This is a genomic window from Clostridium sp. D53t1_180928_C8 (genome assembly GCF_015667795.1).
Lineage (GTDB): Bacteria > Bacillota > Clostridia > Clostridiales > Clostridiaceae > Clostridium.
The window spans coordinates 15,561-37,358 of the sequence record NZ_JADPEL010000025.1 but is presented as its reverse complement, the minus strand read 5'-3'; the positions used below and the strand labels follow the sequence as shown (position 1 = coordinate 37,358).

Genomic DNA, 21,798 nt, shown 5'->3' with positions numbered 1-21,798 from the left:
ATACCAAACTTCAAACTGTAAAAACGCCATTATTTTTTTTATTTCAATTAATATTTATGATGCATAATAAATGCATTTAAAGCAGTTTCATGAAAACAAGGGTGGAAAATTTGACAAAAACAAGAATTATTTATATAATTCAATGGTCACTCTTGCCAGGGGAGGTTAAATGTAGATGATTGAAAAATGGAAAGAAAACTTAAAAAACAATTTTTCTAATAGTCCTAAGGCAAAAATAATGGTAGGTGTTATTGGAGTTTTAATAATAGCATTAACGATAACATTTACATGTGTAAGAAAAAACATAGTAATAATTATAGACGGAAAAGAAGCATCATTTATAACATATAAAGGGACTGTTAAAGATGTACTTGAGGAAAATGAGATTGAAATAGCTCATAAGGATAAAGTACAACCAGCTTTAAATGAAAAAATATCATCAAAGGATGTTATTACTATTAAAAAAGCTGTAGATGTAGAAATGGTAGTTGGTAACAAAATAATTGTTATAAAAACTGCGGAAGACACTATAGAAGATATGATAGAAGCTGAAAAGGATGAACTAAAAGCTGAAGGCATTGAGTTTATTGAAGGAGTTGATGAAATAACACCTTCATTAGATACTGAAATATCAGATAGTCTTAAAGTTCAATTAGTTAAAGTTGAAGTGTTAAATGAAGTTGCAGTAGAAAGTATTGATTATGAGACAATAGTTGAAGAAGATGGCAACCTAGATATTAACACTGAAGATGTAAGACAAGCTGGTGCAGCTGGTGAAAAAGAGATAACTTATAAAGTTGTTAAAAAAGATGGAGTTGAAGTATCTAGAGAAATTGTTCAATCCACAGTTACTAAGGAACCGGTAAATGAAATTATAGCTCAAGGAACTAGAAGAGTATTTGCCAGTAGAGATGGTGAAATGGAGTATAGAGATTTAATCTATTGTGAATCTACTGCTTATGCAGGAGATACAATTACTGCAACTGGAACAGTACCAGTTTATAATCCAGGTGGGATAAGTACAATAGCAGTAGACCCAAGAGTAATACCATTAGGTTCTTTAGTTTACGTAGAGAATTACGGAAAAGCAATTGCAGCAGATACTGGTGGACTTATAAAAGGCAAGATTATAGATGTATTCCTTAGTTCAGAATCGGACTGTAGATCATGGGGAAGAAAATATAATGTACCAGTATACATTTTAGCATATCCAGGAGAATGGTAAAGCTATAAAAAGGCTATATCAAAACATAAAGTTTTGATATAGCCTTTTTGCGTGATAAAGTTTGACATAAGAGTAATATAAGGATAAATTAAAAGGAGATATTAGAGGAAAGGAAGCGAGAAGCTTGATTAAAGAAGTCATTGTTGTTGAAGGAAAAGATGATGTAGCTGCTGTTAAAAAAGCAGTTGATGCGGAAATGATAGCTGTTGGTGGTTTTGGAATAAATGCAAAGGTTATTGCAAGAATTAAGGAAGCACAAAAAAGAAAAGGAGTAATAGTTTTAACGGATCCTGATTTTGCTGGAGAAAAAATAAGAAAAATAATAGCAAAGAGAGTTCCAGGAATAAAGCATGCATATATTGCACAAGAAGATGGAATTAAAGATGATGATATAGGAGTAGAAAATGCTACACCAGAAGTTATAATAGAAGCTTTAAATAGAGCTAAAGTTACTATTGAAGTAAAGGAAGACATTTTTGATTCACAAGATATGTTTTTCTTTAGATTAAATGGAGATCCTAATGCAAAGGCAAGGAGAATAAAACTTGGAAATAAGTTGGGAATTGGTTATGGAAATGCAAATCAAATGCTGTCTAGATTAAATAATTATGGCATTACTAAGGAAGAATTTATAGAAGCTATTAATTATGTGAATAAAGAGTTAGAAGAGGAGAAATAGATGGATATAAAAGATGTAAAAACGGCTGAGTTAGTTAAAAAATATAATTTTAAGTTTTCAAAGAGCTTAGGACAAAACTTTTTAGTGGATGACTCTGTTCCAAGAGATATAGTTTCTGGTGCAGAAGTTAGTAAAGATGACTTAGTTATAGAAATAGGACCTGGAGTTGGTACTTTAACAGCTCAATTATTAAAAACTGCAAAGAGAGTAGTAGCAATAGAGTTAGATAATGATTTAATTCCTATATTAGAGCAAGAGTTAGGAGACAATCCTAATTTTAGACTTATACATAATGATGCATTAAAGGTAGATTTTAATGAAGTTATAGGTGATGAAAAAAGTGTAAAGCTAGTAGCGAATTTACCTTATTATGTTACAACACCTATAATAGTAAAGCTACTTAAAGAAGGATATAATTTTAAGTCATTAACAATAATGATTCAAAAAGAGGTTGCAGAAAGAATGAATGCAGATCCAGGTAACAAAGATTATGGAGCATTATCTTTATTAGTTCAGTATTATTGCAATACTAGCATAGTAAGAAGAGTTCCACCTAATTGTTTTATTCCTAGACCAAAAGTTGATTCAATTGTTATTAGGCTTGATAAATTAGATGAACCAAAGGTTAATGTTGATAATGAAAAGTTATTCTTTGATATAATAAGAAGTTCTTTTAATATGAGAAGAAAGACTTTATGGAATGGGGTTAAAAGTATAGGTCCTGCAAAGGAAAAGCTTGAGGCTGCATTTGAAAAAGCTGGAGTAGATCCTAAGAGAAGAGGCGAAACTTTATCTATAGAAGAATTTGCAATACTTTCAAATTGTATTAACGAAATTTTATAGTTTAGATATTAATGAAAATACTCACTGTTAAAATTAATAACATATTTCAATATATAAAACATATAATATATGGAATTAATATAAAGTGGGGGTTCTAGAGAATGGCAAGTAATAATAGGTTGTATAGAAACTTCGTAATATTACAGGAGGACGAACGTGGATACTCAAATTCCAGTGATAAATCATTATCTGGATATTCTAAGATAGAGGCAAAAGGAGATAAATGTAAAATTTCTTTTTATGCTCAGAATCTAAAAAAAGATAATGATAATTATTATATGATGCTTATTTGCTGTAAAAAGGATATTAAGCAAATTGTTAATTTGGGACCAATAGAGGTAAGTGATACAGGTAAGGCTGAAGTAACAAAAGAATACAATGTATCAAATATTGGTGGATTAGATATACAATTTGATAAGATATCTGGTACTGCGATAGCAAAATTTAAAGATGGAATACCTGTATTTGTAATGTGTGGTTTCTTAAATGGACAGCAACCAACAGAAAACTGGAAAAATTACACTGTAGTTAAGGCTAAGGAAGTCAAAATAAGAGCAACTGAAAAGGTTGCAGAAAAAGAACATAAAAAAGAACAAAGAAAGCCGGAAATTAAGGTTAAGGAATCTAAGGAGAAATCTATAGAGGATACTGTTATAGAAGAGGCAAAAGTTACAGTTGTAGAAGAAATTAAAGTAAATGAAGATACAATTAATGAAGATATAATTAGTGAAGAGATTAAGAGATCTGAAGAAAAGGTTATAGATAATGATGAAGGTAAAGTAACGAAGGAAGAATATTATCAAAGAGAGAACTTGAGAGGCAAATTTGAAGATTATGAAGATGAAATAGAGGATAGTAAGGAGTTTAATCCTACTACTGGAAAGATAAGAGGTAGTATAGGAGAATATTTTGAAACAATAGTAGATGGCTTTGACAGGGATTATGATAGTATAGATGAATTAAAATATACTAAATGGTATAAGATACCTGTACATGACTTGCATGAAATGTGCAATATGTCTGATTATAATAAATATACATTAGCTTATTATCCAATGTTGAATTATTATCCTTATATAAAGAAGCATGGATATTTTATGATTGGATATAAGTGTGATTCTCAAGGAAATCTAAAACATATAATTTATGCAATTCCAGGAAAGAAGGATAAAGATGAACAACCTTATGATGGAAGAACAGGATTTGTTACTTGGGTTAACTTAAATGGTAAAGATAATGATGGTTGTTGGTTAATGTTTTACGATTTTAAAAATTCTACTGTTGTTGTTCCAATGCAATAGTTTGAAATTTAGTGCATAAAACATAGGTATAACTAAAGGAAAATAAAAGATAATGTGGGAATTAAATTGCTAATATTGGAATAAAGTATTATAATTATCTTTATTAGGAGAAGCATAAGCTTCTCCTATTATTTTAGTATGAAGGTAAAAAGGAGAAACAAATGTTAAGAATATTTAAAAGATATATTTTATTAGGGATTTTAATAATAGGTATCTTAAATTTCTCTGGATGCACAGCAATAGAAGGTATAGAGAAAAAATTAGGTTTAAAAAATGACTATTTTGACTACTTAAATTCTAGTGAGGTAGAACAAATAAGTATACAAAGTACTAGAGATACAGGATTTAAGTTTATAGTAACTGAAGAAAGTGCTATCAAGGAAATATATAATTTATTATCAAAGGCAAAGATAAGTGAAAATAAGTCAGTATTAGAACCAGATTATAAGTTTGAGTTTGATTTAGGCGATGAAGTAAAAGAATTTTACTATGTTGTAGGAACAGATGAAGGAAACTTTTATAATGATGAAAATACATTTTCAGTTTCAAAAAGGTTAGATGAGGGAATTATAAAAAATCTTTCTTTTATAAGAAAGCCTAGAGATTTTGATTATATATATTATCAGTCTATTTTAGATGTATTACAACTTGCTGGTAAAAGTAGTGATATTAAGAACTGTAAAGTAGGAATAAATATAAGAACTGATGTTGATTGTTTAAAGTATATATTTTCTACTGATTTAAATACATTTATAGAAAAAGCAAAACAAATTACACCTAACATAGAATTAGTAAATAATAATGAGTCTGATTTTGATATTGTAGTTACTGTAAAGAATAGAGGATATGATAGTATTAACTTTAAAACTTTAATAACAGTAGTAAATAAAAAAGAAAATACAGAAAATAAATATTATGTTGTAGCAGTTAATGAATTTAAAGAGTGGAATATAGATATATTAGAGAGCAAACCTGATAATTGGTAAAAAAATTTTTCAACTTACATAACATATCATAACTTTGGAAATAATAGTATTGAAATTTGTTAAAGGGGTTGAAAAGAATGAAAGCAACTGTAGATAAGGAAACTTGTATAGGATGTGGATTATGTCCATCAATATGTCCTGCAGTATTTGAAATGGAGGATGATGGAAAGGCAGTAGCAAAAACTGATCCTGTTCCTTCTGAAAATGAAGATGATGCAAGAGATGCAGAATCAAGTTGTCCAGTAAATGCAATAAGTCTAGATTAAAAATATACCATATAGCTTTTAGCTATATGGTATATTTTTTTATGTTGAAATTATATTAGATTTTAATGTTTTAATTAATCGTTCTATAGGTAAAAATGCTAATAAAATTAAGCAAATTAGTAATTCGCCACCTACAGCAAAACCATTTACAGCTAGTGAATAAATAATAGGTGATATTCCTTCAGGAGCATAAGAACCAAAGAATACTACACCAGATATAAAATGGCATACAAATCTTAGAACCATTCCTACAGTAGCTCCTACATATTTATTTCTAAAGAATCCAGCTACACCAACAGCCATGAAGGGAAGTGGATAATCAAATAAAACTTGAATTGGATTTAATATATATGGATCAAGGATTAGTTTAAATACTCCAAATATAAATCCAGTAAATAAACCTATTGATGGACCATAAATAAATGATATCAACATTATAGGAATCATGCTTCCAAGAGAAATGCTTCCACCACCATTAGGTAATCTATAGATTTTTAACATATCTAAAATGAATGCAAGCGCAATGGCTAGTCCTATTCTTGCTATTAATTTTGAATCAAATTTTAATGATTTAAACTTTATAAAAGCAATTAATAGGATTGCAAAACCTAATAGGGTAACTAGTGTAAGTGGATTACTAAAAAGTGTTTTAAAATTTTCACATAGTGTTGCTAGAAAATTTGACATAAAAAAATACCTCCTTATTTTGCGTAAGAGGTACCTTGGACATGAGAATATAAAATTCTATGGTGGCTTTCCTACGCTGGAATTATCCAGATCAGGTTAAAAGGGTTGATGAAAATTCATCTCTCAGCCTTAGGGCACCCCTAGCAACTAAAATATAATTTAATTTTAGGTAAGGATTTATAAAAAGTCAACGTTTTTATTCATTATCTGGCAAGGTTTATAATTGGTATTTGAAGATTTATTATATAAATTACATAAGCTTATATTGGTACCTATTGGCATAAGTGTTTCAAAAGATGTTAAAGGCATTGTTATAATAGAATCATCTTCTAATAGAATAAAAGCATCATTGCCAGTATAATCTAGTATCATTCCTTTCATATTTTAACACCGTCCTAAGTAAGTTTATATTAGTTTGCACATAAATAGTAACAAAAATACACCCAAGAATTTACTTGGGTGTATTTTTATAAATAAAGATCTTTATAAACTATTTGAAACACTCTTAATGACTCTTCTATTTTATGTTTAAGTAAGTTCTTTCTATTGTTAAATTCTTTTTCACCTAGTGGAGTTAGAGAATAAAATTTTTGAAATTTCTTTTTAGGGTCATCCCATTGGCCAATAACTAAACCTTCTTTTTCAAGTTTCTTTAATAAGGGATATATTCCACCGGTACTAGGAGTCCATAATCCATTAGTTCTTTCAGAAACTTTAGTAGAAATTTCATTACCGTTTGTTGGTCCGGATTTTAAGATATGAAGAACATAAATAGGTAGTAAGCCTTTAGTAAAAACTTGCCCAACAGCTTCTTTTTCCTTTTGAACTTTTTTTATTTCGGCAAGTTTAGCTTTATATTCATCATGTAATCTTTTTTCTTCAGCTTTTAAATCTTCAAGGTTATTAAAATCGAAATCACTCATAGATTATTTAACCATTTTTACAGAGAAGCCTATTAATCCAGGGCCTCCATGAATACCAAGAGCAGGACTAATTTCTGCAATTTTTATAGACTCTACATTTGGTAGATCTTTAAGTGAACTCATATATTTAATAGCTTCATCCTCACAACCAGCATGTAAAACAGCAACTTCACATTTACCTTTCTCTAAATATCCTTTTAATAATTCAGTCATTTTAGATAAAGATTGTTTTCTTCCTCTTACTTTAGCAACATTATAATATACACCATCTTCATCAGTAGTTATTATAGGTTTAAGATTAAGTAATTCGCCAACAGTTCCAGCAAGTCTACCAATTCTACCGCCTTTTTTTAAGTATTCTAATGTATTAATAGTAAAGTAGCCAATAACTCTTTTTCTTATTTTTGGTATTTCTTGAACTATTTCTTCGAAACTTTTACCTTCTTTTATAAGCTTAGAAACTTCTAAAACTATTTCTCCTTGAGGATAAGCTAATATTTTTGAGTCGTAAACAAAAGAAATAAGTTTTGGATGGTCTTCTAAAGCTAATCTTATTGAATTAAAGCTACCAGAAAGTCCACTAGAAATTGAAATACAAATTACGTGAGTATATCCTTCTGTTTCTAATTTAGTTAAAATTTCTTCTGTTTCTTGAGCACTTGGAAGAGACGTTTTTGGTACTTCGTTTTCTAAATTATCATATACTTCTTGTGGTGTAATATCTATTCTATCTCTATAATCACCATTAGAGTAAATTATCCTAAGTGGTAATAAATTTATATTATTCTCTTTTAATGTATTTAAATCAAGATCGCATGCACTATCAGTTATTAAAGCAATTTTTTGCATAAAAAAATCCTCCGATAAATTAATTATATAATCTATAGTATATCATAACAGATAATATTATCAATAGTGATAACAATAGTATTATCACTATTGATAATGTTTTATTTTATAAAATTTGAATATGTATAAAAGTAAAAATAGAATTATATACTATATATTGTATATTATCATTAAAAAATACAATATATAGTGCAATTTAATAGGAGGCGGTTATCTTGTTATATATAGTAAAACGAGATGGACGAGAGGTAAAGTTTGATTCTAATAAAATTGCTAATGCAATAAAAAAATCAAGTGACGAGATTGGGGATAAATTAGAGGAAAACCAAATAGATGAATGTATAAGAAGAGTTATTGGATATATTGAAATTTCTAGAAAAGAAAAGATGTCTGTAGAAGAGGTACAAAATTTAGTTGAAAAGGCTTTAGTTGATAGTAATCATAAGAATATTCAAAGGGCCTATTCTTCATATAGAAGAGAAAGAACAAGAATTAGAGAAATTAAATCTGATTTGATGAAGGCAATAAAAAAAATAGGTGTGGAAACAGATAGAGATAATGCAAATGTCGGAAATAATTTCAGTTCCAAATTATTAAGAATAGCTTCAGAATCTAATAAATGGCATAATCTTTACAACATGCCTAAATATTTGGCGAAGGCTCATGAAGTAGGAGAAGTATATTTTCATGATCTTGACTCTTATAATTTAACTGTAAATTGTCTGCATATACCTACAGGAGAAATATTAAAAAAGGGTTTTAATACAGGGTATGGAACTATAAATCCACCTAAACGTATAGAAACAGCCGCAGAATTATCATGTATATTGCTTCAATCTACACAAAATGATATGTTTGGAGGACAATCACATCCAGATTTTGATAATGATTTAGGTGAATTTATTGAGCCTACACGAAGGGAAATAAGAGAAGAATTAATTTCTTATGGAATTAAAGGTGAAAAGTTAGAGAAGGTAGTTGAAGAAAAATTAAGAATGCGAGTACATCAAGCTATGCAAGGAATTATATATAATTTAAATACTATGCATTCACGTGCAGGTTCTCAAGTTCCATTTTCTTCTATAAACTTAGGAATACCATATTCACATAATGCAGCATTAGTATGTGAGATATTTTTAAAGGAGTATGAAAAGGGGTTAGGAAAGGGAGAGCAACCTATATTTCCTAATATAATTTTTAGAGTAAAAGAAGGAGTAAATAGAGAGCTAAATGATCCATATTATTATCTATATGAACTTGCTTGTAAGGTAGCAGCGAAAAGGATGAATCCAACATTCATGAATATAGATGCAGATTTTAATAAGGAATATTATGATAAAGGATATATGCCAGCAACAATGGGATGTCGCACATATTTAATGAAAAATGTTAATGGAGAACCAGGATGTAAAGGTAGGGGGAATATAGCACCTGTAACCATTAATCTTCCGCGTATAGGAATAGAAGCTAATAAAGATATAGATAAGTTTTTTGAAATATTGAAAGACAGATTAGTATTAGCTAAGGAAGCTTTGATTCATAGATATAATATACTTAAAAATTTGAAAGTTAAAGATTTACCATTTGTAGCTGGTCAGGGACTTATGAGAGGAGCTGAGGGATTAGAAGCTGAAGATTCAATAGAGCCAATACTTAAACAAGGAACATGGGGAATTGGATTTATTGGTTTAGCAGAGACGCTATATGCTTTATTAGAAAAACATCATGGGGAAGATAAAGAGGCTAGGGAGTTAGGATTAAAAATAATTGGATTTATAAGAGAATATACAGATAGATTAGTAGAGGAAACTAACCTCAATTGGAGTTGTTATGCAACCCCGGCAGAAGGATTATCAGGAAAATTTATAAAGCAGGATAAAAAAATATTTGGAATAATTAAAGGTGTAACAGATAAAGACTATTATACTAATAGCTTTCATATTCCTGTAAATTATAACATATCAATAAAGAATAAAATTGATATAGAAGCCCCCTATCACAAATTATGTAATGCTGGGCATATATCATATATAGAAGTTGATGATTCACCTTCGGAAGAAGTTATTATGAGTATAATAAATTATGCATATAAAAATACTGATATAAGTTATATTGGAATAAACTTTCATATTAGATATTGTAAGGATTGTGGAGTAACTTTATTAAGTAGTGAGAGTAAATGTTCCAAATGCAATAGTAGAAATATACAGGGAATATCTAGAGTAACAGGATATTTGAGTCTTGATGAAAGATTTGGACCAGGAAAGTATGAAGAAAGGATTGATAGAAGATCTCATACAGGAAGTTATAAAAACAATTATGAAATACTATAGTTGTTATAAAACCCTCATAGAAAATGTTTATGGGGGTTTTTTGAATGAAATGAAGGAATTATAAAAATAATTGCAAATTTAAAGATTATAACTGGGATTACTCTAATGATACTGTTTTAAAATGAAGTGAAAAATAAAAAACTTGCAATTTTTAGAAAAAAATCTTCTTTTTTTATTGAGAAATTTTATTAAATATGATATCATGGTAAAAAAAGACATATATAAAATAAAGAGGTACAAACTTACCTCTATTTTTTATAAGTCAAATTATAAGAAAATTTAAAAGCTATATAAAAATAAAGGGGGCATAAAAATGGCTATTACAAATGTCAATGGAGACAAAAAAATATATATAGTCGATACGACTCTTAGAGATGGGGAACAAACAGCAGGAGTTGTATTTGCAAATGAGGAAAAGGTTACAATTGCAGATATGTTAAGCGAACTTGGGGTTGATCAATTAGAGGTTGGAATTCCAGCCATGGGTGGAGATGAGAAAGAAGCTATTAAGCAGATTGCTAAAAGAAATAATGGTAAGAAAAGTATTATGGCTTGGAATAGAGCTGTAATTGAAGATATTGAACAATCTATAGATTGTGGGGTGGATGCAGTTGCAATTTCAGTATCAGTTTCAGATATTCATATTAAACATAAGCTTAGAACATCAAGAGAATGGGTATTAGAAAATATGATTAAATCAGTTGAATTTGCAAAGAAAAATGGCTTATATGTATCAGTAAATGGGGAAGATGCATCTAGAGCAGATAAGGAATTTTTAGTTGATTTTATTACTGAAGCTAAAAAAGCTGGAGCTGATAGATTTAGATATTGTGATACAGTTGGAATAATGGAACCATTTGTAATAAAAAGTAATATTGAGGAATTATACAAAAGGACAGGCTTTGATATAGAAATGCATACTCATAATGACTTTGGAATGGCAACAGCTAATGCTATTGCAGGAATATTAGGAGGTGCAAGTCATGTTGGCGTGACTGTAAATGGACTTGGGGAAAGGGCCGGAAATGCAGCATTAGAAGAGGTGCTAATGGCACTTATATATGTTTATGGTTATAAGGCGGATGTAGATACAAAGATGTTTAGAGAAATTTCAGAATATGTTGCACAAGCATCTGGAAGAGATCTACCTATTTGGAAAGCTATTGTTGGAGATAACATGTTTGCACATGAGTCTGGAATTCATGCTGATGGTGCAATAAAGGATCCAAAGAATTATGAGGCATTTGATCCAGATGTTGTTGGATTACAAAGACAAATAGTTATTGGTAAGCATTCAGGAAAAGCTGGAATAATAAATAAATTTAAAGAGTATAATATACATTTATCTGATGATGAAGCTAAAGATATATTAGAAATGGTTAGAGCTGCTTCTGTTAGATTAAAGAGAACTTTATTTGATAAGGAGTTAGTTAAATTATATAAGGAATATAAAATTATGCATAAATAGCAATTTATAAGGGGGCAAAAAAATGGGAGAAAATATAGTTTATAAAATATTAAAAAAACATATAGTAGAAGGCGTATTAGAAGTTGGGAAGCCTATAGGTTTAAGAATAGATCAAACATTAACTCAAGATTCAACAGGAACTATGGTATATCTTCAATTAGAAGCAATGGGAATAGATAAAGTTAAGACAAAAAGATCAGTAGCATTTATAGATCATAATATGTTACAACAAGGATTTGAAAATGCAGATGATCATAAGTTTATACAAACTGTTGCTTCGAAGCATGGAATTTATTTTTCTAAGCCAGGTAATGGGGTATGTCATCAAGTGTTTTTAGAAAGATTTACAGTTCCAGGAGATACTCTTATTGGTTCTGATAGTCATACTCCAACTGCTGGAGGAGTAGGAATGCTAGCTATGGGAGCTGGTGGATTAGATGTAGCATTAGCTATGGCTGGTGGAGCATATTATATAAATACTCCAAAGGTATGTAAAATTAATTTAGTAGGAAAATTAAATCCTATGGTGACAGGAAAAGATGTTGTTTTAGAAGTTCTAAGAAAGTTAACTGTAAAGGGTGGAGTTTCTAGAGTTTTTGAGTATGCTGGTGAAGGCGTAAGAACACTTTCAGTACCGCAAAGAGCAACTATTACAAATATGGGAGCAGAGCTTGGAGCAACTACATCTATTTTTCCAAGTGATGAGAGAACATTAGAGTTCTTTAAGGCACAAGGAAGAGAAAGTGACTATAAGGAATTAAAAGCTGATAGTGATGCAATTTATGATGAAGAAATAACTATAAATTTAAATGAGCTTAGACCTTTAGCTGCAAAGCCTCATAGTCCTGATAATGTAATGGAAGTTGCAGAAATAGGAAAGATTAAGGTTGATCAAGTGGCAATTGGTAGTTGTACAAATTCTTCTTATGAGGATTTAATGAAAGTATCAAAAATATTAAAAGGTAAAAAGGTTCATTCAGATGTAAGCCTTGTTATTGCACCAGGTTCAAGACAGGTTATGGAGATGATAGCTAGAAATGGAGCATTAGCAGATATAATAAGTTCTGGAGCGAGAATTTTAGAAAATGGATGTGGGCCATGTATAGGAATGGGTCAAGCACCAGGAACTGATGGAGTTTCATTAAGAACCTTCAATAGAAATTTCTATGGAAGAAGTGGAACTTTATCAGCTAAAGTTTATCTTGTTAGTCCAGAGACAGCAGCAATATCTGCAATAACAGGAGTATTAACTGATCCAACGGAAGAAGTGATTGATTTAAATATAGATATGCCAAAGGAATTTATTATAGATGACTCAATGATAATTAAACCGGCAGAAGATGGATCTAAAGTTGAAATTGTTAGGGGGCCTAATATAAAGCCTTTCCCAATTAATAAAAAGTTAGGTTGTGAAGTTGATGGAAAAGTATTAATTAAAGTTGAAGATAATATAACAACTGATCATATTATGCCATCAAATTCAAAATTATTACCTTTTAGATCAAATATTCCATACTTATCAGAGTTTTGTTTTAATACTATTGATACAGAGTTTCCTAAGAGAGCTAAAGAATATAATGGTGGATTTATAGTTGCAGGTAACAATTATGGTCAAGGATCAAGTAGAGAACATGCTGCATTAGCACCACTTTATTTAGGTGTAAAAGCAGTAATAGCAAAATCTTTTGCTAGAATTCACAAAGCTAATTTAATTAACAATGGAATAATTCCAATGGAATTTAAAAATGAAAAAGATTATGATAACATCTCTTTACTTGATGATATAGAAATAAATAATATTCAAGAGGCATTAGAAGTTGGAGAGGTTTTAATAAATAATTTAACAAAGAAAGAGCGTTATATAGTTAAATTAGATTTAACAACAAAGGAAAAGGAAGTAATTAAGGCTGGGGGAAGGCTTAATTATGTAAAAGTGAATAACTAAACTTTAATAAGCTGTAGTAAATAAAATCTACAGCTTATTTTACATTTAATTATAAAGTTTTGAGAATATTAATAGTTAATATATAAAGTTTGGAAGTGATTATTTATGTCTAAATATGTAAGACTTGCAGGAATTGCTTATGAAAGCCTTGTTAATGGGCCAGGTATGAGAAGAGTATACTTTGCACAAGGATGTAAGCATAATTGTGAAGGGTGTTTTAATAAGGATACTCATGATTTTAATGGTGGAGAATTAAAAGATATGGATGAACTTATTAATGATGCTATAAGAAATCCTATGTTAAAGGGAATAACATTTAGTGGAGGTGATCCATTAGAGCAAGCTAAAAGTTTTCTATATATGGCAAAGGCTTTTAAAAAAGCTGGTCTAAATATATGGTGTTATACGGGATATACCTTTGAAGAAATATTGGATAGAATGGAAGAAAACCAAGAGTTAAAAGAATTGATAAATAATATAGATGTTTTAGTTGATGGTAAATTTCAATTAAAGAATAAAAAAGACGGATTAAAATTTAGGGGATCTACAAATCAAAGATTAATTAATATAAAAGAAAGTCTAGATAAAAATAAAATAATAGAAATTGAAGTGCAATGAAATTTAAGGTATATATGTATGACTCTTATATAGAATAGAATTTAGAAAATAAAAAAAGCGCTTACGCGCTTTTTTAATAATGGGGGGATGGGAACCTGTGTATTACAGGTTTTATATTTACATTATAATTATGTACCAAAGCTTAGATTTCTATACATAAATTAAAAAATATTTTTTATTAACATATAAGAACATATGAATTACTAAGAAATTTGTAAATAATTTAAATTTTATTTTAGTAATAAATTAATAAAGAGCTAACACTTATTATAAGTATTAGCTCTTTATTAATTTATTAGAAATCAGACTGACCAGTTGTTCTTGGGAATGGTATAACGTCTCTGATATTTGACATACCAGTAATGTACATTATTAATCTTTCGAATCCAAGGCCGAATCCAGCGTGTTTAGTTTCTCCGTATTTTCTAAGTTCTAAATACCACCAGTAATCTTCTTCCTTAAGACCTAATTCAGCCATTCTAGCTTTTAAGACATCAAGTCTCTCTTCTCTTTGGCTACCACCGATGATTTCACCTATTCCAGGAACTAAACAGTCAGTTGCTGCAACAGTTTTTCCATCATCATTTAATCTCATATAGAAAGCTTTGATATCTTTTGGATAATCAGTAACGAATACAGGTTTCTTGAATATTTCCTCTGTTAAATATCTTTCATGTTCAGTTTGAAGGTCAATTCCCCATTCAACTGGATATTCAAAATCTTTACCACAGTTCTTTAATATTTCAACAGCTTCTGTATAAGTAACTTTTCCAAAATCAGAAGAAACTATATGATTTAATTTATCTAATAATCCTTTTTCAACGAATTGATTAAAGAATTGCATTTCTTCTGGACATTCATCCATAACATATTTAATTACATATTTTAACATATCCTCTGCTAATTCCATATCATCTTGTAGATCAGCAAAAGCTATTTCAGGTTCAACCATCCAGAATTCAGCAGCATGTCTAGCTGTGTTTGAGTTTTCAGCTCTGAAAGTTGGACCAAAAGTATAAACATTTCTAAATGCTAAAGCATAAGTTTCTGCATTTAATTGTCCTGAAACTGTAAGGTTAGTTTCTTTACCAAAGAAATCTTGTTTATAATCAATATTTCCTTCTTCAGTTTGTGGAACATTGTGTAAGTCTAAAGTTGTAACCTTAAACATTTCTCCAGCACCTTCACAGTCACTTCCTGTTAATATTGGAGTATGAGTATATACAAATCCTTGATCTTGGAAGAATTTGTGAATTGCATAAGCTGCTACAGAGCGAACTCTAAATACTGCAGAGAAAGCATTACTTCTTGGTCTTAAATGTGCAATTGTTCTTAAGTATTCAAAAGTATGTCTTTTCTTTTGTAATGGATAGTCAGAGTCTGACATTCCTTCAATAACAACTTCTTTTGCTTGAATTTCAAATGGTTGTTTAGCTTCTGGAGTTGGAACTAAAGTACCAACAACCTTTATTGATGAACTAATAGGTAATTTAGAAACATCCTTAAAATTTTCTAATTTGTTATCAAAAACAATTTGAATATTTTTAAAGAAAGAACCATCATTTACTTCTATGAACCCAAATGCATTAGAAGCTCTTAAAGTTCTTATCCATCCTGAAATTGTAACTTCTTTAGATAAGTATTCATCAGTGTTTCTATAAATTGATTTTACTAAAACTACGTTTTTCATAATAACCTCCTGTTAAAAAAATATTTTATTATTTTCAAATTTAAATAAAAGCAATAAAAAAATCCCTTCATACCCCAAAAAATGGGACGAAAGGAATTACTTACGTGGTACCACCCAAATTGCCTATAAAAAGGCCACTTAGTAAATTAATAACGACATTTAGCCGTCTAAGCCTAATTAAGTGAAATTCCAAGTTTAAATTTGGCTAATGGAACTTACACCTTTGACATTTAGGAAAAGGTGTTTCCTTTATCACTTGTTCAGTTAGAAACTCAGAGATGTTCTTCACAGTTGATATCGTATAAGGCTTACACCATCCCTTACTCGCTAAAACTACCTTCAAAAGTTACTCTTCTCATCATAGTCAGTAAAATTTTGTGATTTTATTAATACGATTTTACAATACTTTGCTAACATTTGCAACTCAATTTCATAATATATAGTTAAAGAATATTTTTTGGAGGAAATAATGACTAAAAAGGATTTTTTACAACAGAAATATTGTGAAATCAATCAGCTTAAAAATTTATTGCAAACATATCCAAAAGAATATTGTGAGACAATAATTAAAGTAATGGAAAAGGTTTTTGATGAAATTACAGAGTATTTAGAAGAAGAAAAAAATAAGGTAAAAACTATAGCTAAAAAAATACAACCGCAAAGGGTCTTTACAGTAGAAGAATTAGCTAAATATAATGGTAAAAATGGTGCAAAGGCTTATGTAGCTGTTGGAGGAATAATATATGATGTAACAGCTATCTCTAAATGGAGCGGAGGAAATCATTATGGTATAACAGCAGGAAAAGTATTAGATAAGGAATTTGCTCAATGCCATTCAAATAAATTAGCTATAATGGAATATGCTGCAGCTGTGGGGGTATTAGACAATATTAATAAGGATTCTTCGGCTAATATAAAAACTGATTCTAACAGTAGAGATGAACTAAGATATTATAAGATTGAGGATATAGCTAAGTTTGATGGGAAAAATGGTACTTTAGCTTATGTAGTGGTTAATGGAACTGTATATGATGTTACATCTATGAATCAATGGATTAATGGAAGTCATTATGGATTAAGTGCAGGCAAAGATTTAACAGAATATTTCAAGACGTGTCATAAAAATGAGAATGATATATTAAAGAAATTACGTATTGTAGGAGCAATAATAGAATAAAAGTAAAAAAGCACCTTTTAGAGAAAAAGTAAAGGTGAATAGTAAAGAGGTAAGGAATAATTCAGCTATTCTGAATTAAAAAAAGTATATATTTTAAGAAGCTATGATAGTAGTTTAAACCTTAACTTTTCTCTATCCACTTTTACTTAATTTAGTTTTCAATTTAGTAATAAGATTATTCTTTCCCTGTTTCATAAGAAGAAGTAATTGATGCGGGAAAGTTTAACATAGTACAATCCTTAACTATTCTTTTAAATTCATATTCTAAATATCTAAATGTAACCTTAACTTCACTATTATCAGTAATTTCAATTAGCGCATATGTAGGATTAGGCTTTCCTATTTTAGGTTTTCCAACACTACCAACATTAATAAGTAATTTGTTTTCAAATTTTTTTGCACAAGGTATGTGAGTATGAGCACATACTAAAACATCGTCTTCTAATTGTTCCATAACTTCTAATGTATTAGGAGCATTTTCGAATAAATAATCATTAATTGCATAAGGACTTCCGTGAGTAAAAAGAAAATTAACTTTATTAAATGTATATTTAAGTGAAGTTGGTAATGAGTCTAAAAAATATTTGTTTGCAGCTCTAACTTCGTTACTTGCCCAGGGTAGAGCGAATGAGTTTATTGTAGTATTTCTAATATATGTAAAATCACCATCTACAACTGAAGCATCATAGTTACCTTTTATGCAGGGAATTTCTCTTCTTTTTATTAATGCCACAACTTCGTTTGGATGAGGTCCATATCCAACTAAATCCCCTAAACAAACTATTTTATCAACATTTTGTTCATCTATATCTTCAAGAGCTTTCATTAGTGCGTATATATTTCCATGAATATCTGATATAACTGCTAATTTCATTTTACAATCCTCCAAGTATTTAAAGTTAAACTATATATGGTTATTACCAAAAAATAGAGATTTAATTTATAAAATAATTATATCACTATAAATAAAAAAAACGATAAAAGTAAGAAATTAAATTATGGATAATATAAAAAAATTAAGTTATTATAAAAACAAGAAGAGAAAAATAGTGTATGGAGGTGTTACATATGAAAGATTCTAGAGTTAAAAAAGTATTAATTAAAATGGAGGAAAATAAAATTCCTCAGTTAATAGTTACTTCAGCAGAATCTATATTTTATTTAACAGGAAAGATGATTCGTTCAGGAGAGAGACTAATAGCTCTTTATTTAGATTCTAATGGTAACCATAAATTCATAGTAAATAAATTATTCCCTATAAATGAAGATTTAGGGGTAGAAATTCTTTGGTATGATGATATAGAAAATCCAATAGATAAGTTATCTAATATAGTTAGAAAAGGTGAAGTATTAGGAGTAGATAAAAATTTACCATCACATTTTTTAATAGATCTTATGGGGAGAAATGTTGTAAAGACATTTGTTAATTCATCAACTATTATAGATACTTTAAGAATGATAAAAGATGAAGAAGAAATTCAAATAATGAAAGAATCTTCTAGAATAAATGATGCTGTTATGTTAAAACTTTGGAAAAACTTAAAGTCTGGTTATTCTGAAAAGTATTATGCTAATATGTTATCTGAAATTTATGAAGAAGAAGGGGCTTCTGGATTTTCATTTTCTCCGATAATAGCAACAAGTCCTAATGGAGCAGATCCTCATCATGGAACAGGAAAAGATAAAATTAAAGATGGGGATAGTGTAGTTTTAGATATTGGAGGAAAGTATAAAAATTACTGTTCAGATATGACTAGAACTGTATTTATAGGTAAAGAGCCAAGTAAAGAGCATGCTGAAATTTACAATATAGTAAAGAATGCAAATGAAAATGCAATTTCTATCATTAAAGAAGGGGTTAAATTTTCAGATATAGATAAAGCGGCTAGAAATTTAATAACTGATGCTGGATATGGAGAATACTTTACACATAGAACAGGGCATAGTATAGGAATTGAATGTCATGATTTTGGTAATGTAAGTTCTGTTAATGATGATGAAGTTAAGGCTGGCATGATATTCTCTGTTGAACCTGGAATTTATCTTAAGGATAATATAGGCGTTAGAATAGAGGATTTAGTTCTTGTAACTAAAGATGGATGTGAAGTTTTAAACTCTGTTAGTAAGGAAATAACTATATTATAGACTTAGAATAATGAAAAGTGAATTGCATAGCAAATAAGTCAGAATGTTTTAGGGTTATCATAATAAGTTAATAAAAATTAGCACTAATCTTTACAAGATTCAGTGCTTTTTTTTGTTCTTAATTTTTATATCAAGTTAGATTAATTTAATAAATTCATATTGCAACTATTGGTTGTCAAAAGTGTTAGGTTTAATTGATAGATAGTAAAAAAGTTAACATGATAAACTTAATATAGAGGTGATAATAGTGAAGTTTAATATAAAAATTCAGAACTTAAGAAAGAAAAAAGGGCTATCTCAAGAAAGTTTAGCAGAAATTATAGGGGTATCAAGACAAGCAGTAGCTAAATGGGAAGCAGGAAATACTTATCCAGAGGTCGATAAGTTAATTAAGTTGAGTAATTTATTTGGAGTAAGTATAGATAAATTGTTAAAAAATATCGAGGATGAATGCAGCAAAATAGAAGATGAAAAATATAGTGAAATAGATGAGAAAATAATAGATTTTTTATGTAAAGCAAAAAAAGCTACATATGCTAGTAGTGGTAATAAAGTAGATTCATCAAGGCCTAAGTCACATGATTTAATGTATTGTGAAGAGGAGTATAAATATATTGATACATATTTAGGTAGTGAAAGATTTAGCGGTGAAGAAGCAATATGGATAGCAAATAAACCCTATTGGGCTATGAATTATTCTGGGAGAGTATTAGATGAGTCTTTTTCAGGAAAATTTCTAAAGGAAGTATTGTCAGCTGTTACTAAAGAACATCCATATAGAGGTCCATTGATATATCAAAATGGGGATTATAAATATCATTGTATTGTTAATGGTGAATTTGAATGGTTTAATGGCTACGAAGAAATATACTTTAATGAGAAAAAAATATATGAATGTATATTTCATGGAGGGGTTGTTTTTTAAAGGAATAAATTTCTAAAATATTAATAAATAATGTATAATTGATTTGAGAAAGAGGAGAGGGTTATATGATAATATTTAAGAGTGTATTAAGCTCCTAGCAATCTGCACTATATACACTATTTTGTTAGGAGCATAATTTAAAATACTAATAAAAGAGTTTTGTGCAGTTTTGCAGAAATATTTACGAGTTTTATAGTAGATAGGAGCAAAATTATGAAGTATAAGAAGGCACAAGACATATTACCACAAGATTTAATTGTTAAACTTCAAGAATTTATGGATGGTGGATATTTATATATTCCTAGAAAGGAAGAAAATAAAAAATCTTGGGGAGATAATACTGAAATTAAAAAAGACTTACTTAAAAGAAATAAAAAAATATATAATGATTTTAATAATGGTATGACAGTAAAGCAATTATCAACTAAATATTATTTAGTTGAAAACAGTATAAGAAGAATTTTAAGAGAATATAAAGATTTTTAATAAATATTAGAAGGCGTTTGTTTAAAAGCAAACGTCTTTTTTTAACATAAATAATTCAGAAAAGTTTATGTATTAGTTACATATTCCTTAGAATGGTATAATTTGTTTATTAAGTATTAAGAATTATATATAGCATTGTTATCAGGTAAAGGGGATTTAAATTGAGGAGGGGTTAACATGAGGTTTAATAAAATTACAATTGCAGTAGACATGGCAGGATGTCCTAATAGGTGTAAACATTGCTGGATAGGACATTTAAAAAATGGAAAAATATCTGAAGATGACTTGAAATATGTAGCCAATGAGTTTGCTGAATATACTGATTGTTTGGAATTTTATAGTTGGTTTAGAGAACCAGACTATCGTGATAATTATAAGGAATTATGGGAATTAGATAATAAGATAAGTAAGAATATAAAACCTAAAAGATTTGAGCTATTAAGTTTCTGGAGAATAAATAGAGATGAAGAATATGTTAGGTGGGCATATGATATTGGGGTTAGAAAATGCCAGTTAACATTCTTTGGGCTTCAGGAAAAAACTGATTATTATGTTGGAAGAAAAGGTGCATTTAATGAATTGATAAATGCTACGGAAATATTACTTAAAAATAAAATTGCTCCAAGATGGCAAATGTTTATTAATAAAGATAATATTAATGATATACAAGGTATTATTAATTTAAGTAATGAAATGAGTTTAAGTGAAAGATGTAAAGAAATTGGGGAAGAATTTATATTATTTGTACACCAAGGAAGTTGCGATGGAGAAAATGAAAAGTTATATGATATAAGAATAACAGAAGATGACTTAGTGAATATACCTAAAGAATATCATAAATATTTAGGAACCACTGAAAAAAGTATATATGAAAAACTTATTACGGATAATTCTAAGGCTACCATTGCTTCAAAAGAGCCTACTTTTTATGTTACTTCAGAGTTTGATGTATATCCAAATTACACAGCTATATCACCAGCATGGTGTTTAGGAAATTTAAAGAAAGATGGAGTTGATATAGTTTTAAATAATTATATTAATAATAATTCATTAGCTCAAAGAAATAGAGAAACAACACCTATTAGTAAAATGGTTAAAGAATGCGGATGTTCTAATAGCAAGAAATTATTTGATAAGGAAGATTACATTATATATATACTAAATAAGTATTGTAATAAAATTAAGTAAAAATAGTAACTTTAAATTTTATTAGTTATAATTACATCTTTGATGTTAGCAAAATAAATTATTT

General features: G+C 28.9%; 21 protein-coding genes, 1 riboswitch and 1 other annotated feature. Of the genes, 15 read left to right on the top strand and 6 right to left on the bottom strand.

Annotation, left to right across the window (positions count from 1 at the left end):
- The first annotated feature begins 175 nt into the window (after positions 1–175).
- The 6 genes from I4V51_RS13925 to I4V51_RS13900 all read left to right on the top strand — a co-directional run bounded on the left by I4V51_RS13925 (position 176) and on the right by I4V51_RS13900 (position 5,300).
- The gene (locus I4V51_RS13925) at positions 176–1,225 is read left to right on the top strand and encodes a G5 and 3D domain-containing protein (protein ID WP_195989042.1); all 1,050 of its coding nucleotides are present in this window, start codon (positions 176–178) and stop codon (positions 1,223–1,225) included.
- A 124-nt stretch (positions 1,226–1,349) separates the two neighbouring features.
- Positions 1,350–1,904: a ribonuclease M5 gene (gene rnmV, locus I4V51_RS13920; protein ID WP_195989041.1), complete on the top strand. Its 555-nt coding sequence runs from the start codon at positions 1,350–1,352 to the stop codon at positions 1,902–1,904.
- Complete coding sequence (gene rsmA / locus I4V51_RS13915; RefSeq protein ID WP_195989040.1) at positions 1,905–2,747, top strand: 16S rRNA (adenine(1518)-N(6)/adenine(1519)-N(6))-dimethyltransferase RsmA; 843 nt, start codon at positions 1,905–1,907, stop codon at positions 2,745–2,747.
- A 101-nt stretch (positions 2,748–2,848) separates the two neighbouring features.
- On the top strand, positions 2,849–4,048 hold the full coding sequence (locus tag I4V51_RS13910; RefSeq protein WP_195989039.1) for a hypothetical protein: 1,200 nt from the start codon (positions 2,849–2,851) through the stop codon (positions 4,046–4,048).
- 161 nt (positions 4,049–4,209) lie between these two features.
- On the top strand, positions 4,210–5,034 hold the full coding sequence (locus tag I4V51_RS13905; protein ID WP_195989038.1) for a hypothetical protein: 825 nt from the start codon (positions 4,210–4,212) through the stop codon (positions 5,032–5,034).
- 77 nt (positions 5,035–5,111) lie between these two features.
- Positions 5,112–5,300, top strand: a complete 189-nt coding sequence (locus tag I4V51_RS13900; protein ID WP_195989037.1) for a ferredoxin — start codon at positions 5,112–5,114, stop codon at positions 5,298–5,300.
- Positions 5,301–5,339: 39 nt separating this feature from the next.
- Here the strand turns inward: I4V51_RS13900 and thiT are convergent, their stop codons facing one another.
- The 4 genes from thiT to I4V51_RS13880 form a co-directional block, all read right to left on the bottom strand.
- Positions 5,340–5,987: an energy-coupled thiamine transporter ThiT gene (gene thiT, locus I4V51_RS13895; protein WP_195989036.1), complete on the bottom strand. Its 648-nt coding sequence runs from the start codon at positions 5,985–5,987 to the stop codon at positions 5,340–5,342.
- Positions 5,988–6,038: 51 nt separating this feature from the next.
- Positions 6,039–6,139: riboswitch (TPP riboswitch) on the bottom strand.
- Between the two features lie 25 nt (positions 6,140–6,164).
- Positions 6,165–6,368 carry a hypothetical protein gene (locus tag I4V51_RS13890; RefSeq protein WP_195989035.1) on the bottom strand — a complete coding sequence of 68 codons (204 nt, stop codon included), beginning with the start codon at positions 6,366–6,368 and terminating at the stop codon, positions 6,165–6,167.
- Between the two features lie 86 nt (positions 6,369–6,454).
- On the bottom strand, positions 6,455–6,910 hold the full coding sequence (locus I4V51_RS13885; protein ID WP_195989034.1) for a PadR family transcriptional regulator: 456 nt from the start codon (positions 6,908–6,910) through the stop codon (positions 6,455–6,457).
- A gap of 3 nt (positions 6,911–6,913) precedes the next feature.
- On the bottom strand, positions 6,914–7,759 hold the full coding sequence (locus I4V51_RS13880) for a DegV family protein (protein WP_195989033.1): 846 nt from the start codon (positions 7,757–7,759) through the stop codon (positions 6,914–6,916).
- Between the two features lie 215 nt (positions 7,760–7,974).
- Between I4V51_RS13880 and nrdD the strand changes: the two genes are divergently transcribed.
- The 4 genes from nrdD to nrdG all read left to right on the top strand — a co-directional run bounded on the left by nrdD (position 7,975) and on the right by nrdG (position 14,123).
- Positions 7,975–10,092 (top strand): anaerobic ribonucleoside-triphosphate reductase, encoded by a 2,118-nt coding sequence (gene nrdD / locus I4V51_RS13875; protein ID WP_195989032.1) that lies wholly within the window; start codon positions 7,975–7,977, stop codon positions 10,090–10,092.
- A 313-nt stretch (positions 10,093–10,405) separates the two neighbouring features.
- Positions 10,406–11,560, top strand: a complete 1,155-nt coding sequence (gene nifV, locus I4V51_RS13870) for a homocitrate synthase (protein ID WP_195989031.1) — start codon at positions 10,406–10,408, stop codon at positions 11,558–11,560.
- A 22-nt stretch (positions 11,561–11,582) separates the two neighbouring features.
- Positions 11,583–13,505 carry an aconitate hydratase gene (locus I4V51_RS13865; protein ID WP_195989030.1) on the top strand — a complete coding sequence of 641 codons (1,923 nt, stop codon included), beginning with the start codon at positions 11,583–11,585 and terminating at the stop codon, positions 13,503–13,505.
- Positions 13,506–13,610: 105 nt separating this feature from the next.
- On the top strand, positions 13,611–14,123 hold the full coding sequence (gene nrdG, locus I4V51_RS13860; RefSeq protein ID WP_195989029.1) for an anaerobic ribonucleoside-triphosphate reductase activating protein: 513 nt from the start codon (positions 13,611–13,613) through the stop codon (positions 14,121–14,123).
- 295 nt (positions 14,124–14,418) lie between these two features.
- Here nrdG and asnS read toward each other — a convergent pair whose 3' ends face one another.
- On the bottom strand, positions 14,419–15,813 hold the full coding sequence (gene asnS / locus I4V51_RS13855) for an asparagine--tRNA ligase (protein ID WP_195989028.1): 1,395 nt from the start codon (positions 15,811–15,813) through the stop codon (positions 14,419–14,421).
- A 79-nt stretch (positions 15,814–15,892) separates the two neighbouring features.
- Positions 15,893–16,184, bottom strand: a binding site (T-box leader).
- 98 nt (positions 16,185–16,282) lie between these two features.
- On the opposite strand from asnS, the gene I4V51_RS13850 reads away from it, so the two are divergent.
- On the top strand, positions 16,283–16,990 hold the full coding sequence (locus I4V51_RS13850; RefSeq protein ID WP_195989027.1) for a cytochrome b5 domain-containing protein: 708 nt from the start codon (positions 16,283–16,285) through the stop codon (positions 16,988–16,990).
- 175 nt (positions 16,991–17,165) lie between these two features.
- Here I4V51_RS13850 and I4V51_RS13845 read toward each other — a convergent pair whose 3' ends face one another.
- Positions 17,166–17,864 (bottom strand): metallophosphoesterase family protein, encoded by a 699-nt coding sequence (locus I4V51_RS13845; RefSeq protein ID WP_195989026.1) that lies wholly within the window; start codon positions 17,862–17,864, stop codon positions 17,166–17,168.
- A gap of 194 nt (positions 17,865–18,058) precedes the next feature.
- On the opposite strand from I4V51_RS13845, the gene I4V51_RS13840 reads away from it, so the two are divergent.
- From I4V51_RS13840 to I4V51_RS13825, 4 genes are all read left to right on the top strand, one after another.
- On the top strand, positions 18,059–19,135 hold the full coding sequence (locus I4V51_RS13840) for a Xaa-Pro peptidase family protein (protein WP_195989025.1): 1,077 nt from the start codon (positions 18,059–18,061) through the stop codon (positions 19,133–19,135).
- A 247-nt stretch (positions 19,136–19,382) separates the two neighbouring features.
- Entirely contained in the window at positions 19,383–20,060 is a 678-nt protein-coding gene (locus tag I4V51_RS13835) for a DUF5680 domain-containing protein (RefSeq protein WP_195989024.1), read from the top strand.
- 213 nt (positions 20,061–20,273) lie between these two features.
- On the top strand, positions 20,274–20,546 hold the full coding sequence (locus I4V51_RS13830; protein ID WP_195989023.1) for a CD3324 family protein: 273 nt from the start codon (positions 20,274–20,276) through the stop codon (positions 20,544–20,546).
- Between the two features lie 177 nt (positions 20,547–20,723).
- Positions 20,724–21,734, top strand: coding sequence for a radical SAM protein (locus tag I4V51_RS13825; RefSeq protein ID WP_195989022.1), 1,011 nt, complete (start codon positions 20,724–20,726; stop codon positions 21,732–21,734).
- Positions 21,735–21,798 lie beyond the last annotated feature (64 nt).

What these genes read in the sequence shown, in the direction of transcription:
- I4V51_RS13865 (WP_195989030.1), top strand. Translation starts at nt 11,583, where the DNA reads ATGGGAGAAAATATAGTTTATAAAATATTAAAAAAACATATAGTAGAA.
- rsmA (WP_195989040.1), top strand. Translation starts at nt 1,905, where the DNA reads ATGGATATAAAAGATGTAAAAACGGCTGAGTTAGTTAAAAAATATAAT.
- I4V51_RS13840 (WP_195989025.1), top strand. Translation starts at nt 18,059, where the DNA reads ATGAAAGATTCTAGAGTTAAAAAAGTATTAATTAAAATGGAGGAAAAT.
- thiT (WP_195989036.1), bottom strand. Translation starts at nt 5,987, where the DNA reads ATGTCAAATTTTCTAGCAACACTATGTGAAAATTTTAAAACACTTTTT.
- nifV (WP_195989031.1), top strand. Translation starts at nt 10,406, where the DNA reads ATGGCTATTACAAATGTCAATGGAGACAAAAAAATATATATAGTCGAT.
- asnS (WP_195989028.1), bottom strand. Translation starts at nt 15,813, where the DNA reads ATGAAAAACGTAGTTTTAGTAAAATCAATTTATAGAAACACTGATGAA.
- I4V51_RS13910 (WP_195989039.1), top strand. Translation starts at nt 2,849, where the DNA reads ATGGCAAGTAATAATAGGTTGTATAGAAACTTCGTAATATTACAGGAG.
- nrdG (WP_195989029.1), top strand. Translation starts at nt 13,611, where the DNA reads ATGTCTAAATATGTAAGACTTGCAGGAATTGCTTATGAAAGCCTTGTT.
- I4V51_RS13885 (WP_195989034.1), bottom strand. Translation starts at nt 6,910, where the DNA reads ATGAGTGATTTCGATTTTAATAACCTTGAAGATTTAAAAGCTGAAGAA.
- I4V51_RS13830 (WP_195989023.1), top strand. Translation starts at nt 20,274, where the DNA reads ATGAAGTATAAGAAGGCACAAGACATATTACCACAAGATTTAATTGTT.
- I4V51_RS13925 (WP_195989042.1), top strand. Translation starts at nt 176, where the DNA reads ATGATTGAAAAATGGAAAGAAAACTTAAAAAACAATTTTTCTAATAGT.
- I4V51_RS13890 (WP_195989035.1), bottom strand. Translation starts at nt 6,368, where the DNA reads ATGAAAGGAATGATACTAGATTATACTGGCAATGATGCTTTTATTCTA.
- I4V51_RS13845 (WP_195989026.1), bottom strand. Translation starts at nt 17,864, where the DNA reads ATGAAATTAGCAGTTATATCAGATATTCATGGAAATATATACGCACTA.
- I4V51_RS13880 (WP_195989033.1), bottom strand. Translation starts at nt 7,759, where the DNA reads ATGCAAAAAATTGCTTTAATAACTGATAGTGCATGCGATCTTGATTTA.
- I4V51_RS13825 (WP_195989022.1), top strand. Translation starts at nt 20,724, where the DNA reads ATGAGGTTTAATAAAATTACAATTGCAGTAGACATGGCAGGATGTCCT.
- I4V51_RS13850 (WP_195989027.1), top strand. Translation starts at nt 16,283, where the DNA reads ATGACTAAAAAGGATTTTTTACAACAGAAATATTGTGAAATCAATCAG.
- I4V51_RS13905 (WP_195989038.1), top strand. Translation starts at nt 4,210, where the DNA reads ATGTTAAGAATATTTAAAAGATATATTTTATTAGGGATTTTAATAATA.
- I4V51_RS13900 (WP_195989037.1), top strand. Translation starts at nt 5,112, where the DNA reads ATGAAAGCAACTGTAGATAAGGAAACTTGTATAGGATGTGGATTATGT.